Here is a 15,266-nt window from a genome sequence, read left to right as displayed (position 1 = left end):
GAGCGGGAGCCGCACCTGTGGTTAGTGCGTCCGCTCTAGCGGTTAGCGCAGTCCCGTTTTGCGGTTGAGGGCGAGATAGATCAGTTCGTCGATCAGTTCGGTGTAGGGCAGGCCTGACTTGGCCCACATCTGCGGGTACATGCTGATCGGGGTGAACCCGGGCATCGTGTTGATCTCATTGATGATGAGATCCCCGTCCGGCGTGTAGAAGAAGTCCACCCGGGACAGGCCCTCTCCCGCGACGGCGTCGAATGCCTTGCCGGCAAGTTCGCGGACACGGTCCGTGGCTTCCGAGGGCAGGTCCGCCGGGCAGCTGAGTGCCGCAGCCGCACCGTCTACATACTTGGCTTCGAAATCGTAGAAGTCATGGACACCGGGCTGCACTGCAATCTCACCTGGGAGGCTGGTGCGCGGGTCGTCGCAGCCGCGCCCCTGCAGGACGGCAACTTCGATTTCACGGCCGGCGATCCCCGCTTCGACGACGATCTTCGGATCGTGCTCCCGTGCGGCGTCGATGGCGGTACGCAGTCCGGCTGCGTCGGAAACTTTGCTGATACCCATCGAGGAACCGGCGCGGGCCGGCTTCACGAAGACCGGGAAGCCGAGTCCGGCCACACGTGCCAAGGCCGAGTCCGGATCCTGCTGCCACTGGCGGTCGGTAATGACTTCGTAGGGTCCGACTTCGAGCCCGGCGGCTTCGAAGACCACCTTCATGTAGTGCTTGTCCATCCCGACGGCGGATGCCAGGACGCCGGCGCCCACGTATCGTACGTCGGCCATTTCCAGCAGGCCCTGCAGGGTCCCGTCTTCGCCGAAAGGCCCATGCAGCAGCGGCAGCACCACGTCGACCTGTCCCAGGTTCCGGATGGCGTCGGAGGCAGAACGGACAACCAGTCCGGTGCCGGAATTCCCTGCGGCCAGCAGCACCGATTCCGCCGCCGGGGCGACCTCTGGCCGGGTCTCCGAGGTCAGGGACCAGCGGGCGGGATCCTCGGAAACCAAGGTCCACTGGCCGTTGGGAGCAATGCCGATCGGAACGACGTCGTACTTTTCCTGGTCGATGGCGGCCAGAACGCCTGCCGCCGTCACACAGCTGACCGAGTGCTCGCTGGAACGGCCGCCGAAGAGGACGGCGACACGCGGCTTCCGCGCGCTTGCCGGGGAATTCGGGCTGTTCGCTTCTTTGTTCACTGTTCCTGTTCGCCTTCGGATTTGAGCTCACGGGTGAGCAGTCGCGGGGCCAGGTCCTCGACGGAGATTTCTCCTTCGAGGACGGCGACCACGCTTTCGGTAATCGGCATTTCCACACCTACCTGGGTGGCCAGGTCGAGCACCGCGCGCCCGGACTTGATGCCCTCCGCGGTCTGGGTCATGCGCTGGTTGACCTCGTCCAGTGTCAGGCCTTCGCCCAGCAGTCGGCCTGCAGTGTGGTTGCGCGAGAGCGGCGACGAGCACGTCGCCACCAGATCCCCCAGTCCGGCCAGGCCCGCCATCGTTTCCAGCTCGCCGCCCAGCGCCAGCGTGAGCCGCGTGGTCTCCGCCAGCCCGCGGGTGATCACGGACGCCTTGGTGTTGTCGCCCATGTGCTTGCCGTCGCAGATGCCCACGCACAAGGCAATCACATTCTTGACGATCCCGCCGATCTCCACGCCCACAACGTCCGTGTTGGTATACGGGCGGAAGTACCGGGCGGTGCACGTGTTGGCGATCCACTGCGCCACATCGCGGTCGGTACAGGCCACCACCGAGGCGGTCGGTTCCTTGCGCGCAATCTCCATGGCCAGGTTGGGCCCGGAAATCACCGCGATCCGCGAATCGGGCAGCGAAAGTTCTGCCTTGATGACTTCGCTCATCCGCGAGTCAGTGCCGCGCTCCAGGCCCTTCATGAGGGAAACAACGACGGCCGTGTCCCCCAGCAACGGCTTCAAGGCCGCCAGCTGCGGACGCAGCGTCTGCGCGGGAACGGCAAGAACCACCAGCTCCGCCCCGTCCATGACCTCGGCCACCTCGCCGGAAGCGGTCAGGTTGTCGGGCAGGCGGATCTCGTTGAGGTACTGGCTGTTCAGGTGGCGGTGGTTAATTTCCTCCGCCACTTCAGGCCGCCGTGCCCACAGCCGCACCTGGATGCCTGGATGGGCGTCCGCCACGACTTTGGCAAATGTTGTACCCCAGCTGCCGGCGCCCAGAACAGCCACTACAGCGGGCAGATCCTGGTGGGTGCTCACGGCTTTTCCTCCGGTGATGTGGGTGGCAGGTCGGCAGGCGGGGACACTTCGAAGTTCCGGCCGGTGGCGTTTTGGCCGCGCATGGCCGGGTCCCAGCGCTGGGCCGGGGGCTGCTCGCCGCGGAGTCCGGCAAGCAATTCCGTCACGGCGTCCAGGATCCTGGTCGTCGCCTCCTCGAGCACGGTTTTCGTCAGCGGCTGGCCGATGAATTCGCTCAGGTCCACCGGCGGTCCGGCCACCACTCTTGCCGTCTTGCGCGGAAAGATATGGAGCTTCTTTGCGTAGCGCGGGAACAGTTCGTTGGCGCCCCAATGGGCAACCGGCACAACCGGGGCCCCGGTCTGGAGCGCCAGTCTGGCCGCGCCGGTCCGGCCGCGCATGGGCCACAGATCCGGATCCCGGGTCAGTGTGCCTTCCGGGTAGATGATCACGGCACCGCCCTGATCCATCACCTCCCGGGCCACGCTGAGGGAACGGTTTGCGCCGGCGCTGCTGCGCTCCACGGGGATTTGCTTGGCGGCCGACAGGATGGCGCCGACCACGGGGACCTTGAACAGGGAAGCCTTGGCCAGGAAGTGCGGAAAGAAGCCCTGGTTGTAGACGAAGTGGCCCACCACCAGGGGGTCTATTTCCGTATTGTGGTTGGGGCAGACGATGATCCCGCTGCCTTGCGGCAGGTTCTCCGTCCCCTCCCATTTACGCCTGAGGACCAGGTTCAGCACCGGGCGCACCAAGGCGGCCAAGGTGCTGAGCGTGGCCCGTTCCTTCATGGCCGGCCTCATCCTTCGTCCTGCCGCTTCAGGCAATGTCGAAGTCCGCGCCGAGGTTTTCCAGTTTGGACTGGAACCGCTCGTAACCCCGGTTGATCAGCTCAATCCCGGTCACCCGGGACGTGCCGTTGGCTGCCAGCGCCGCAATCAGGTGGCTGAAGCCGCCGCGCAGATCCGGAATGTCGATATCCGTGCCCTGCAGCTGGGTGGGGCCCGAGATGACGGCCGAATGCAGGAAATTGCGCTGGCCGAAGCGGCACGGGATGCTGCCCAGGCACTCGCGGTGCACCTGGATGCTGGCGCCCATCCGGATCAGGGCCTGGGTGAAGCCGAAGCGGTTTTCGTAGACCGTTTCGTGGACAATGGACACGCCGGCTGCCTGGGTCAGTGCAACCACCAAGGGCTGCTGCCAGTCCGTCATGAAGCCGGGATGCACGTCCGTTTCGAGGACGAGCGGCGAGAGCTTCCCGCCGGTGTGGTAGAACCGGATGCCTTCGTCGTCGATATCGAAGGCGCCGCCGATTCTGCGGTAGGTATTCAGGAACGCGGTCAGATCCGGCTGCATCGCGCCCTCGACATAGATGTCACCCTGGGTGACCAGCGCGGCCGAAGCCCAGGACGCGGCCTCGTTGCGGTCCGGCAGTGCGCGGTGGTTGAAGCCGCTGAGGTGCGGAACGCCCTCGATCCGGATGACCCGGTCCGTCTGGACGGAGATGATGGCGCCCATTTTCTGCAGGACCGCGATCAGGTCCATGATTTCCGGCTCGATCGCCGCCCCGCTGAGTTCGGTGATGCCCTCGGCTCGGGTGGCGGTCAGCAGCACCTGCTCGGTGGCGCCGACGCTGGGGTAGGGCAGCGAGAGCTTGGCGCCCTTCAGGCCCTTGGGAGCGGAAATGGAGATACCGCCCTCGCGCTTCTCCACCACGGCGCCGAACTGGCGCAGCACATCCAGGTGGTAATCGATCGGGCGGTCGCCGATCTTGCAGCCACCCAGGTCAGGGATAAAAGCTTCCCCGATGGCATGGATCAGCGGCCCGCAGAAGAGGATCGGGATGCGGGAGTCACCGGCATGCGCGTCGATGTCCTTCATCTGGGCCGTCTTGACCTTGGTGGGGTCCAGGGACAGGTCACCGGTGACAGGATCCTTGGTGACCTCGACTCCGTGCAGGCGCAGCAGGCTCGTCACTACCTCGACGTCCTTGATCTCCGGAACGTTGCGCAGCAGTGAAGGATCGTTGCCCAGCAGGGAGGCAACCATGGCTTTTGGTACGAGGTTCTTGGCTCCCCGGACGGACACCTTTCCCCTAAGAGGGACTCCTCCGCGGATGGTCAGAACGCTTGCCATATACACCTGTTTCCTCGATCTGCAACGCCTCCATACTTCGCGAAGGCCTCAGCTAAGCATAGAAGCTACCGTGACCATCCCGAAATAAAGTGCGATTAGCCACGCCGATGTTAGGACCGGGCCGGAAGAGTTTTCGGCTTCCAGGACGGACGGGTTGCCTCGTAGCTGGTGATGTCCTCTTCGTGCTGGAGCGTCAGCCCGATGTCGTCCAGCCCTTCGAGCAGGCGCCAGCGCGTGTAGTCATCGATCTCGAACGGCGCCGTGAGGGTTCCGCAGACCACCGTCTTTGAGTTCAGGTCCACCGTGATTTCGGTGCCCGGATGGTTCTCCAGTTCTTTCCAGATCAACTCGATGTCGTCCTGGGCGACCTGCGCGGCGAGCAGGCCCTGCTTGCCCGAGTTGCCCCGGAAGATGTCCGCGAAGCGCGACGAGAGGACCACCCTGAAGCCGTAATCCTTCAGCGCCCACACCGCGTGCTCGCGGGAGGAGCCGGTGCCGAAGTCGGACCCGGCCACCAGCACCGAGCCGCGGTTGAACGGCTCCTGGTTCAAGATGAAGTCTTCCTTCTTGCGCCAGGCCGAAAACAGTGCGTCTTCGAATCCGGTACGGGTGATGCGCTTGAGGTACACCGCAGGAATGATCTGGTCCGTGTCGACATTGGACTGCCGCAGCGGAACGCCGATGCCGGTGTGGGTGGTGAATTTTTCCATGGTCATTGTTTCCCCTAATCCGCGTTAAGCTGCGCTGGTTTCGCTCAGGCGGCGAGCCTGGCCCTCGTCAACAGGATCCAAGTCCGACGGCGAACTCAAGGTGCCGCGCACTGCGGTCGCCGCTGCGACCACAGGCGACACAAGGTGCGTGCGGCCGCCCTTGCCCTGGCGCCCCTCGAAGTTGCGGTTGGACGTGGAGGCGCAGCGTTCGCCCGGCGCCAGCTGGTCCGGGTTCATGCCCAGGCACATGGAGCAGCCGGCAAAGCGCCACTCGGCACCGAAGTCCTTGAAGACTTGGTCCAGTCCCTCGGCCTCGGCTTCCAGCCGGACGCGGGCAGAACCGGGCACCACCATCATGCGGATGTTCGGGTCCTTGCTGCGGCCGCGGATAATGTCTGCAGCGATGCGCAGATCCTCGATGCGGCTGTTGGTGCAGGAGCCGAGGAAAACGGTATCCACCCGGATGTCCTTCATCGGCGTGCCGGCCTTCAGGTCCATGTAGGTCAGGGCGCGTTCTGCCGAGGCCTTGGCATTCTCGTCCGCGAAGTCCTCCGGCGAAGGGACCGACTCGGAGAGGGAGACGCCCTGTCCCGGGTTGGTGCCCCATGTGACGAACGGTTCCAGCGTGTCCGCGTCGAGGAAGACCTCGGCGTCGAATTCGGCGTCGTCCTCGGTACGCAGCGTCTGCCAGTACTCGACGGCGGCGTCCCAGTCCGCACCCTCGGGTGCGTGCGGCCGGCCCTTGAGGTATTCGAAGGTGGTCTCGTCCGGCGCCACCATGCCGGCGCGGGCACCGGCTTCGATGGACATGTTGCAGATGGTCATCCGCGCTTCCATCGACAGGTCCCGGATGGCCGAGCCGCGGTATTCCAGCACGTAGCCCTGTCCCCCGCCGGTGCCGATCTTGGCGATGACGGCCAGGATGATGTCCTTCGAGGTCACGCCCGGGCGCAGGGTGCCTTCGACGTTGATCGCCATGGTCTTGAACGGCTTCAGCGACAAGGTCTGCGTGGCCATGACGTGCTCGACCTCGGAGGTGCCGATGCCGAAGGCCAGCGCACCGAAGGCGCCGTGCGTGGACGTGTGCGAGTCGCCGCAGACCACGGTGAGGCCCGGCTGGGTCAGGCCCAGCTGGGGGCCGACAACGTGCACAATGCCCTGCTCGGCGTCGCCCAAGGAGTGCAGCCGGACGCCGAACTCCTTGCAGTTGGCCCGCAGCGTCTCGATCTGGGTGCGGCTGGTCGGATCCGCGATCGGCTTGTCGATGTCCAGCGTCGGAGTGTTGTGGTCCTCCGTGGCGATGGTCAGATCCGGGCGACGCAGCGGGCGGCCGGCCAGGCGCAGGCCTTCGAACGCCTGCGGGGACGTGACTTCGTGAACAAGATGGAGATCGATGTAGAGCAGGTCAGGCTGCTGCGCGGCTCCTTCGCCGTCGCCCTTGCGCACCACGTGTGCATTCCACACCTTTTCGGCGAGCGTCTTGCCCGCAGTTGTACCGGCCATAGCCAGCTCCCTCCATCAGTGACAGCGCGGGCCGTTTCAACCGGTATTCAGCTGCCATCGGCGCCCGCAGAAGTATGTACTTCAACTCTCCCAGCCCGCATCGTCGCCCGCTACTTTTTCGACTTGCATCTCAGATAATGAGACGGCAATATCATGTTATGGACAAATCAAGCGGCGTCGGAGTCATCGATAAGGCAGCTATGGTGCTGGATACACTGGAGGCCGGGCCCACAACATTGGCCCAACTCGTGGCCGCTACCGGGCTCGCGCGGCCTACTGTCCATCGTCTGGCGCTGGCCCTGGTCCACCACCGGTTGGTCAGCCGCGACATTCAGGGCCGGTTTGTCCTGGGCAGCCGGCTGGTCGAGCTGGCTTCGGCCGCCGGCGAAGACCGCCTGATCGCCTCCGCCGGCCCGGTGCTGCTTGCGCTGCGCGATGCCACCGGCGAGAGCGCGCAGGTCTTCCGCCGGCAGGGCGAATGGCGTGTGTGCGTGGCCTCGGCGGAGCGGCCGATCGGCCTGCGCGACACCATCCCGGTGGGCACCCAGCTCTCCATGAAGGCCGGCTCGGCCGCCCAGGTCCTGCTGGCGTGGGAGGACCATGAGCGCCTGCTGGAGGGGTTGAAGAACGCCCGCTTTACGCCGACGGTACTCGCAGGGGTCCGGCGCCGCGGTTGGGGCCAGAGTCTGGGCGAGCGGGAACCCGGCGTCGCGTCCGTTTCCGCGCCCGTGCGCGGGCCTTCCGGCCGGGTGATCGCGGCCGTCTCTATTTCCGGACCGATCGAGCGGCTCAGCCGCCAGCCCGGCCGCATCCATGCAGAAGTGGTGGTCCAGGCCGCACAGCAGTTGACCGACGCGCTGCGCAAGACCACAGACTGAACGCAACGGGTCAGCCCTTGAAGTGGTCCCAGCCGAGCACGTCCGGGACCTCGCCGTCCACGGTCACCTCGGCCGCACCGGCCGCCGCTTCGGCGACGCTCCCGATGTGCACGAACCCCTCGGGCAGCTCCGCGGCGGGCGGGAAAACCGCCAGCAATCCATGGTCCTCTCCCCCGCCCAGCACCCAGTGCCGCGGGTTCGCGTCCAGCATGCGGGCCGCCTGCCGAAGCGGAATCTCGAAACAGTCCAGCCGCTGGTAGTCAAGGGCCAAGGCGGCGCCGCTCGCACGGGCCAGCCTTCCGGCATCGCGGATCAGTCCATCGGAGATGTCCATCATGGCGTGCGCTCCGGCCAGCGCAGCCCGCGGCCCCAGTGCCAGCGGCGGCAGCGGCCGCGACTGCGCGGTGGCCAGAGCCTGCAGCTCGGGCGGCATTCCGCCGTAACCAGAAGTTCCCTCGAGCAACGCCAGCCCGGCGGCCGCCCTGCCCAACGATCCGCCGACCGCCACTAGGTCTCCCGGGCGCGCCCCGGACCGCAGGACCGGTGCCCTGCCTTGCAGATCCCCGGTAACCGCTGCCGTCACCACCAGGACGGCGCCCCGCCCCAGGTCCCCGCCCACCACGGCGCACCGCTCCGCCCCCAGTTCGTGCAGCGCCGTGCGGAGTCCGTCCGCCATGTCCTCCACCCAGCGCACCGGAGTGTCCGCGGGGAGGGTCAGGCTGATGACCAGCGACGTGGGCACGGCACCCATGGCATTGATGTCCGATACGTTCTGCGCGGCGCATTTCCACCCGACGTCGAACCCTGAACTCCGGTAGCCGCTGGCCCACTCGAGCCGGAAGTCCTGGTCTTGGACCAACGTGTCGATGGAGATCACGGTACGCCCGTCGGGAGCCTCGATCACCGCGGCATCGTCCCCGGGGCCCACCGGCACATCGGCCGTACCCAGCCGCGGGAAAATCCGCTCCAGCAGTGCCCGCTCGTCCAGTTGAGCCACCGTGAGATGTTCCGCCACTTCTCCGCTTCCCCGTTCCGGCCCCGGAAATTCCTTCGCGGCCTTGTTGCGTTTGGTCCTGACTAGATCATTCACTACCGCCGCGCCAACCGGTAATCTGCCCCCATGACCACCTATGCCATCTTCCTGCGCGGGATCAACGTCGGCGGCATCAACATCAAGATGGCGGAGCTGAAGGCGGCCCTGGCCGAGCTGCCCCTCCACGATGTCAGGACGCTGCTGGCCCGTGGCAACATTGTGTGCGCCAGCGATGGCTCAGCCAATGAGGTGAAGCAACTGGTCGAGGCGAAACTGCGCGAGCGCTTCGGCTACGACGCCTGGGTGGTGGTGCTCACTGTTGAACGGCTGGACGAACTGGTGGCGGCGTGCCCTTACCCGGCCGACAACGCCGACATCCACGCCTACGTCACCGTCACATCGGATCCGGCCGAGTTGCAGGAACTGCACGAGGCAGCCGCTCCCGCGGATGGGGACGGCATTCTGCTGGGACCAGAAGCGATGGCTTGGACGGCGGCCAAGGGCGGCACGCTGGATAGCCCGGTGAACAAGCTGGTGGCACACAAGAGATTCAAAAGTACGACGACGACACGCAACCTCCGTACGATGCTGAAGGTTCTGGCTGCCGCTGGCTAGGACGCCGCCACTGGCCTCGCTGGCCCCTGCCGCGGCTAGCCCGTGCCCCCGCGCGCGGCCGCCAGAGCCTCCCGGAAGCTGTTGTACCGGCGGATCTCTTCCTCCACCGGAGCCACCACTTTCCTCTCCGCCACCTGGGCCACCGCCGACCGCAGCCGCCGTCGTGCTTTAGCTGCCCTTGATGCCGCTGCCACGCGGGCCACCAATCCCGATGCCAGCCCCAGCACAATGCCCAGCAGGACGCCGGTGACCAGCAGCAGCGTGGGCACCGGGAAGCCCTCGACCCGCGGCGCCGGAGGTACTTCGAACTGGAGGTAGCCCAGGACGGCCAGTCCCAGAAGCCAGAGGGCGCCGGCGGCCGCGGCGGCCAGTGCGATCCACTGGAGAATGCCGATCACCGGCCACCACCACGACTTCCGATTTGAGCCCAGGTCCGTCCCGGCCATGGCCTGGTCGAGGGCATCGGGCAGCTCGGGTGCGCTGGCGCGGGCAGCCCTGCGGATGGAGCCGCGCCATAGTTCCGGTGCCCGGCTGCCGGCCGCATCGGCGAAGGCCCGGACCGCGGAATCCGCTTGCGCCCGCTGCGCGGGGCCCGGCTCAGGCAGGGAAGACCGGTTCACCGCAGGGTTGACGTCCCGGCGGTCGAGGTTGAGCCGCTTCAATGGATCGCGGCGGAGTTTGCCCAGCCACCGGGTGACCGGCCAGCCGGTGTTGGCGTGCGACTGCCTGCGGTAGGACTTGCGCACCGCTTCCGCCACCACGTCCACGCTCGCCGACTGGGCGAGGTGCTCGGACAGCGTCTGCTTGGCTTCCTTCGGCACGGCCGGAAGCGCCGGGCCGGACGAGCCGTCCGCCAGCGCGGCGGCAGAAGCGTCGATATCGGCCAGCAGGCGTTCCGTGCTGGCGCGGCGCCGGTCGACCACGGTACGGATGGCCGTGCGCAGCTCCTTGACTCCCGCGCCTGTCTTCGCAGAGGCCGGGTAGACCGCCACGCCATCGAGTCCGTCCTGCGCCAGGATCTGCTTCAGCGAGTCCAGCACCGGCCGCACCTCGCGCGCAGCCAGCCGGTCGATCTGGTTGAGCACCACCATGGTGACGGCTCCGTACGAGGCAAGCGGACGCAGGAAACCCTGGTGCAGGGCGGCATCGGCGTACTTCTGGGGGTCTAGCACCCAGACGAGGACGTCCACCTGGCCCGCAAGCCGTTCCACAATCTGCCGGTGTTCGACGGCGGTGGAGTCGAAATCAGGAAGATCGAGCAGGATCAGTCCGCCGTAACCATCCTCGTCGGCACCATGATCCTGGCGGCCGCTGGCCGGCGGACCGTCCATCAGGTGCCGTTGTTTGACCTGGAGCCAATCGAGCAGCGGCTCGCTTCCGGCAGGATTCCAGACGCCTGCCAACGGCTCGGAAGTCGTCGGCCGGCGGGCGGCAGCGGTCGCTACTTCCTGTCCGGCAACCGCGTTGAACAGGGATGACTTGCCGCTGCCCGTGGCGCCGAAGAAACCGACAACGGTATGTTCGGCCGACAACGAGCGCCGCGTGCTGGCCCGGTTCAATACCTCCGTGACGGGTGCCAGCGCCTCATCCGGCAGGCGTTCTTCGGCAAGTTCGCGCGCCGTGTTCAGGGCCTCCAGCCGGCTGCGCAGCTGCGAGCGTTCCTTCTCTCCCCGGTGCCGGCTCATGCTGCGCCCTCCGCTCCGGTCCGTCGGGCCAGTGCGGACAGCTGAGCCGCCTGGCCGCGCAGTCCGGCGGCCAGCGCCGCGGCGTCCTGGTCGTCGATCAGGGACAGGAAACGTGTTGCTTCCTCCCGCATCAGGTTTTTGGTGCGTTCCTTCAGCCCTTCCCGCGCCTTGCGGGCGAGGCGGCGGACCGCGTCCTCGCCGAAAACGGCCTCCAGCAGTTTTTGGCCGACCACCGCTGTTCCGCCGGCAACCCCGATCTCGATACCGGTCAGGCCACCGGTGGCGGCGAAGACCACAACCATCAACGCCACGCCCAAACCGTTCACCCCGAAGGAAAGCATCCTGGCGGTAAGCCTCTTGCTGGCGCCCTCCGTCTGGATCATCGCCAGCAGGTCACCCTGCCAGGCGCGGATTTCGGCCGAAGCCTTGTCGCTGAAACCGTCGCTGACGGTAGACAGATCCTTGCTGCCCAGCAGCTGCCGCCCGGCCGGATCGTTGCGCCACCGTGCATCGGCGTCCTCGGCGCCCTTGGCCGCCTCGTCCACGATCACGGCCTGCAGCCCCGTTTCGATTGCCGCCTCGACGTTGACGGAGGGTGCGGGCTTACCGCTGAAGAAGGCGCCGATCCGGTCCCGCAACCGGCCCACCCCGCTCTCGATTGAGCGGAAGAACTCCCCCGTTCCCACGAAGTCCTGCCACCGGGCCAGCACCTCGCCGCGCAGCAGCGTGCCGTCCTGGGTGGAGTCGAGCGTCCGCCGGGCTGCACTGTTATAGGCGTCCAGCACGTCGTCACGCAGTCTGGCCGCCGCGACGGACTGGGCGTCCAGCGCATCCGCCACCGACGCGGTCGTGGCGGCCAGCGATGCCACTGCCCCGCTGAGGGTCCTGCGCGCGATGGCGGCCCTGCCCGCGGCATCTGCGGAAATCTCCAGCAGCCAGCCGCGGATGTCCGCCACTGCAGCGTGCGGCAGCATGCCCAGCTCGTCCAGGGGCGACTCGGGGACGACGAAGAGCCGCGCGTTGCCCAGTCCTTCGCGGTTCAGGAGCCCGGCGAGGTCCGCCCGGACCTCGTCCTCGACGCCGGCCGGAACACGGTCCAGCACGACGGCGACGAGGATGTCCCGCCCGGCGGCTTCCAGCAGCAGCTTCCACGGCACGGCGTCCGCATAGCGGTTTGCAGTGGTCACGAACAGCCACAGGTCTGCCGCCGACAGCAGCTGGCCGGCCAGCTTGCGGTTATCGTCCGAAATAGAGTCAACGTCGGGTGCGTCCAGCAGCGCGATGCCGGGCGGGATCGTGGTTTCCGAGACGAGGACCAGGGAGGACATGGCCCGAGGATCCGGGTCTGCGCCGGCCCGTTCCGCCGGCAGTGCACCGGCAGGCTCCGCGGCCGAGGTGATGCGGTTCAGGGCGGGCAGGACGCGCTGGTCCGCAAACCAGGAACGGTCCCGCGGATTGTGCAGCAGGATAGGTTGGCGCGTCGTCGGCCTGATCGCGCCTGTGCGGGTGACCGGGCGGCCCGCCAGCGCGTTGACCAGCGTTGATTTGCCGGCGCCGGTGGATCCGCCCACGACGGCCAGCAGCGGAGCGTCCAGGCTCCGGTAGCGCGGCAGGACATAGTCCTCCAGCTGGTCCAGCGCTGCGTGGATGTCCTGGCGGGCTTGTGCGGCTCCCGGCAGATGCAGCGGAAGCGTCAGCTCACTGAGCGCATCGCGGACCGCCTCCGCCAGCGCCAGCCCGTCGGAGGCCTGCTCCGGGCGGCTGTCTGTTGTACCTGTCACAGATTCCATCATGCCAGCACTCAGGGCATTCACCGCTGACATGGGAATACTGCCACAAAAGCGTTGGCGGAACAGGACCGGAACGTGCACACGAAAAAACCGGCCCCGGACAAAATGTCCGGGACCGGTTATCGGTGACCCCAGCGGGATTCGAACCCGCGTTACCGCCGTGAGAGGGCGGCGTACTAGGCCGCTATACGATGGGGCCTTGCACTTTTCACCGGCTTTCGCCGATCGAGCTTCATGAGTATTTCACACACTTTGCCCGGCTGCCAAATTCATTATTTGGCCGGAACTACACTCTAAACAGCGCAATTCCCAGCGCTGGGATACCAGGACTCGAACCTAGAATGACGGTACCAGAAACCGTTGTGTTGCCAATTACACCATATCCCAAAGGTACTTTCGGGCCCTGCTGGAAGCTTCTTGCTTGCTTCCTCAGCGCCTCAGCACGAGTAATTACTTTACCGGAGGTCTCCCGTTTACACAAAACGGTTAGCCGGTTACCCGCTGAGGCGTCCGTCACATCGCCCGAAAGCGCCTGGTCTAGGCGTTCTGGAAAGCCTTGATGCGGGCCAGCGAGGAGTTCTTGCCAAGGATGACCATGGACTCGAACAGCGGCGGAGAGATCCGGCGGCCGGAGACGGCGGTCCGGACCGGGCCGAAGGCCAGCCGCGGCTTAAGCCCGAGTTCTTCCACCAGCGCCGTACGCAGGGCAGTCTGGATGTTCTCCGCGGTCCACTCCTCGATCGGCTCCAAGGCAGCCAGCGCCGCGTCCAGGACTTCCGCCAGATTTTCCGGCAGTCCCTTGCGGGCATCGTCCGCGATGTCGATCTCGTCGTCCTTCTTGAACAGGAAAGCGATCATTTCCGGCGCTTCCCCCAGCAAGGTGATGCGTTCCTGGATCAACGGGGCGGCTTCGGCCAGCACCATGTGGTCCCGCTCGGTAAGGGTCTCCCCTACCAAGGACGCATGCTGCAGGTACGGGACCAGGCGCAGCCTGAAGTCCCCCGGTTCCAGCAGCCGCACGTGGGTTCCATTGATGGCCTCGGCCTTCTTCAGGTCGAAGCGCGCAGGGTTGGAGAGCACATCGTGGATGTCGAAGTTCTCCACCAGCTGGTCCACCGTGAAGATGTCTTCGTCCGCGGACAGGCTCCAGCCCAGCAGCGACAGGTAGTTCAGCAGCCCCTCGCGGATGAAGCCGCGTTCGCGATGCAGGAAGAGGTTGGACTCCGGATCCCGCTTGGACAGCTTCTTGTTGCCCTGGCCCATAACATAGGGCAGGTGGCCGAACAGCGGCATGTAGCGCGCCACGCCGATGTCCACCAGCGCCCGGTACAGGGCGATCTGGCGGGGAGTGGAGGAGAGCAGATCCTCGCCGCGCAGGACGTGGGTGATGCCCATCAGCGCATCATCCACCGGGTTCACCAGCGTGTAGAGGGGTTTGCCGTTGGCGCGGACGACGACGAAGTCCGGTACGGTCCCGGCCTTGAACGTGATTTCGCCCCGGACCAGATCGTTGAAGGTCAGGTCCTCGTCCGGCATCCGCACGCGCAGTACGGGCTCGCGTCCCTCTGCCTTGAAGGCGGCAATCTGTTCCTCGGTCAGGTCCCGGTCGAAGTTGTCGTAACCGAGTTTGGCGTCGCGGCCGGCTGCCTTGTGGCGGGCCTCGACCTCTTCCGGCGTCGAGTAGGACTCGTAGACGTGGCCGGCTTCCTTCAGCTTGGTGATGACGTCCTGGTAGATGTCAGCGCGCTGGGACTGGCGGTAGGGTTCGTGCGGACCGCCGACTTCGACGCCCTCGTCCCAGGTGATGCCGAGCCACTTCATCGCTTCCAGCAACTGCTGGTAGCTTTCCTCGCTGTCGCGGGCGGCGTCCGTGTCTTCGATCCGGAAGACCATGGTGCCGCCGGTGTGCCGGGCATAGGCCCAGTTGAACAGGGCGGTACGGATGAGGCCGACGTGCGGAGTTCCCGTGGGCGACGGGCAGAACCGTACCCGGACGGGTGTTTCGGCATCGACAGTGGGCAGGTCAGCGGGAAGCGCGGATGCATTAGTCATGATGGAGTCCAGTTTAGCCCGTGCCGGAACTCTGCCCCCGGCTCACCGACGCTACCGCACTGCCTGCTCCAGGAGTGCGTAGATTCCGCCGCAGACCGCGGCTCCGGCCAGCGCCGAAACCACGAAGCGCCCGGCCCGCGCAGGCTGCAGAAGCGTCTGGGCCCAGAGGCCGAGGGCGAGCAGCACCGCGCCGATCAGTCCGGGCATTCCAGCCATCAGGACCAGGATGACGGCGGCTCCGCCATAGGTCATGCAGGTCCAGTCCGGGCCGAAACGGCGGAAGATCAGCAGCAGGGCAAAGCCGCCGTAAATGGCGAAGATTACGGCAGCAAGACCCAGCGGACCATTCAGCCACTGGATGGCCCGCAGTGTCCCGTACATCAACCCGCCGGTGCAGACCATCAGCGGGCCGAAGCCGAACCGTTGGATCCCGCGGCGCAGGTCACCCCGCTTGTCCAGCCACGTGACGATGGCCCACGGCACGAAGCACAGCAAGAACGCCGCCCCGGCTCCCCACCAGGCCAGCCGGCCGAGACCATACTCGAGCACAGGGCTCAAGATCAGGACCGCGGCCCAGACGACGGCGGGCGGCAGCACGGCTGCGATGGTGCGGGCCGCGGCCGGGCCGCGGGGCGCCGTCGTCGTCATCTTTCGTCCGGG

The 15,266-nt window shown here is 66.5% G+C and carries 13 protein-coding genes and 2 tRNA genes; 2 read left to right on the top strand and 13 right to left on the bottom strand.

Annotation, left to right across the window (positions count from 1 at the left end; translation table 11 throughout):
• Window positions 1-42: 42 nt before the first annotated feature.
• From AC5RWO_RS17210 to leuC, 6 genes are all read right to left on the bottom strand, one after another.
• Window positions 43-1,191 carry a D-alanine--D-alanine ligase family protein gene (locus AC5RWO_RS17210; RefSeq protein WP_498732737.1) on the bottom strand — a complete coding sequence of 383 codons (1,149 nt, stop codon included), beginning with the start codon at window positions 1,189-1,191 and terminating at the stop codon, window positions 43-45.
• The gene (locus AC5RWO_RS17205; RefSeq protein ID WP_498732736.1) at window positions 1,188-2,225 is read right to left on the bottom strand and encodes an NAD(P)H-dependent glycerol-3-phosphate dehydrogenase; all 1,038 of its coding nucleotides are present in this window, start codon (window positions 2,223-2,225) and stop codon (window positions 1,188-1,190) included. Before AC5RWO_RS17205 ends, AC5RWO_RS17210 begins: the two co-directional genes overlap by 4 nt.
• Window positions 2,222-3,007, bottom strand: a complete 786-nt coding sequence (locus AC5RWO_RS17200; protein ID WP_498732735.1) for a lysophospholipid acyltransferase family protein — start codon at window positions 3,005-3,007, stop codon at window positions 2,222-2,224. Before AC5RWO_RS17200 ends, AC5RWO_RS17205 begins: the two co-directional genes overlap by 4 nt.
• Before the next feature lie 16 nt (window positions 3,008-3,023).
• Window positions 3,024-4,340, bottom strand: coding sequence for a UDP-N-acetylglucosamine 1-carboxyvinyltransferase (gene murA / locus AC5RWO_RS17195; protein WP_074701999.1), 1,317 nt, complete (start codon window positions 4,338-4,340; stop codon window positions 3,024-3,026).
• A gap of 110 nt (window positions 4,341-4,450) precedes the next feature.
• Window positions 4,451-5,050 carry a 3-isopropylmalate dehydratase small subunit gene (leuD, locus tag AC5RWO_RS17190; RefSeq protein ID WP_074703369.1) on the bottom strand — a complete coding sequence of 200 codons (600 nt, stop codon included), beginning with the start codon at window positions 5,048-5,050 and terminating at the stop codon, window positions 4,451-4,453.
• A 24-nt stretch (window positions 5,051-5,074) separates the two neighbouring features.
• Complete coding sequence (gene leuC / locus AC5RWO_RS17185; protein WP_074701998.1) at window positions 5,075-6,553, bottom strand: 3-isopropylmalate dehydratase large subunit; 1,479 nt, start codon at window positions 6,551-6,553, stop codon at window positions 5,075-5,077.
• Between the two features lie 158 nt (window positions 6,554-6,711).
• Here leuC and AC5RWO_RS17180 point away from each other — a divergent pair, with 158 nt between their 5' ends.
• The gene (locus AC5RWO_RS17180; protein ID WP_139006532.1) at window positions 6,712-7,431 is read left to right on the top strand and encodes an IclR family transcriptional regulator; all 720 of its coding nucleotides are present in this window, start codon (window positions 6,712-6,714) and stop codon (window positions 7,429-7,431) included.
• Window positions 7,432-7,441: 10 nt separating this feature from the next.
• Here the strand turns inward: AC5RWO_RS17180 and AC5RWO_RS17175 are convergent, their stop codons facing one another.
• Window positions 7,442-8,446 carry a thiamine-phosphate kinase gene (locus tag AC5RWO_RS17175; RefSeq protein ID WP_498732734.1) on the bottom strand — a complete coding sequence of 335 codons (1,005 nt, stop codon included), beginning with the start codon at window positions 8,444-8,446 and terminating at the stop codon, window positions 7,442-7,444.
• A 105-nt stretch (window positions 8,447-8,551) separates the two neighbouring features.
• Between AC5RWO_RS17175 and AC5RWO_RS17170 the strand changes: the two genes are divergently transcribed.
• Entirely contained in the window at window positions 8,552-9,079 is a 528-nt protein-coding gene (locus AC5RWO_RS17170) for a DUF1697 domain-containing protein (RefSeq protein WP_498732733.1), read from the top strand.
• A 35-nt stretch (window positions 9,080-9,114) separates the two neighbouring features.
• Here AC5RWO_RS17170 and AC5RWO_RS17165 read toward each other — a convergent pair whose 3' ends face one another.
• The 6 genes from AC5RWO_RS17165 to AC5RWO_RS17140 all read right to left on the bottom strand — a co-directional run bounded on the left by AC5RWO_RS17165 (window position 9,115) and on the right by AC5RWO_RS17140 (window position 15,254).
• A complete protein-coding gene (locus AC5RWO_RS17165) occupies window positions 9,115-10,764 on the bottom strand; it encodes a GTPase (RefSeq protein WP_498732732.1) in 1,650 nt (549 codons plus the stop codon).
• Window positions 10,761-12,554, bottom strand: coding sequence for a dynamin family protein (locus AC5RWO_RS17160; RefSeq protein WP_498732764.1), 1,794 nt, complete (start codon window positions 12,552-12,554; stop codon window positions 10,761-10,763). The genes AC5RWO_RS17165 and AC5RWO_RS17160 overlap by 4 nt, the downstream gene beginning before the upstream one ends.
• Window positions 12,555-12,680: 126 nt before the next feature.
• Window positions 12,681-12,753, bottom strand: a tRNA-Glu gene (locus tag AC5RWO_RS17155).
• A 116-nt stretch (window positions 12,754-12,869) separates the two neighbouring features.
• Window positions 12,870-12,941, bottom strand: a tRNA-Gln gene (locus tag AC5RWO_RS17150).
• Between the two features lie 150 nt (window positions 12,942-13,091).
• The gene (gene gltX / locus AC5RWO_RS17145; RefSeq protein ID WP_498732731.1) at window positions 13,092-14,606 is read right to left on the bottom strand and encodes a glutamate--tRNA ligase; all 1,515 of its coding nucleotides are present in this window, start codon (window positions 14,604-14,606) and stop codon (window positions 13,092-13,094) included.
• A 51-nt stretch (window positions 14,607-14,657) separates the two neighbouring features.
• Window positions 14,658-15,254: a hypothetical protein gene (locus AC5RWO_RS17140; protein WP_498732730.1), complete on the bottom strand. Its 597-nt coding sequence runs from the start codon at window positions 15,252-15,254 to the stop codon at window positions 14,658-14,660.
• Window positions 15,255-15,266: the final 12 nt, after the last annotated feature.

This window comes from Arthrobacter sp. B055-34 (genome assembly GCF_059090425.1).
The sequence above is the reverse complement of the archived record's forward strand: the minus strand, read 5'-3'. Positions and strand labels throughout refer to the sequence as shown.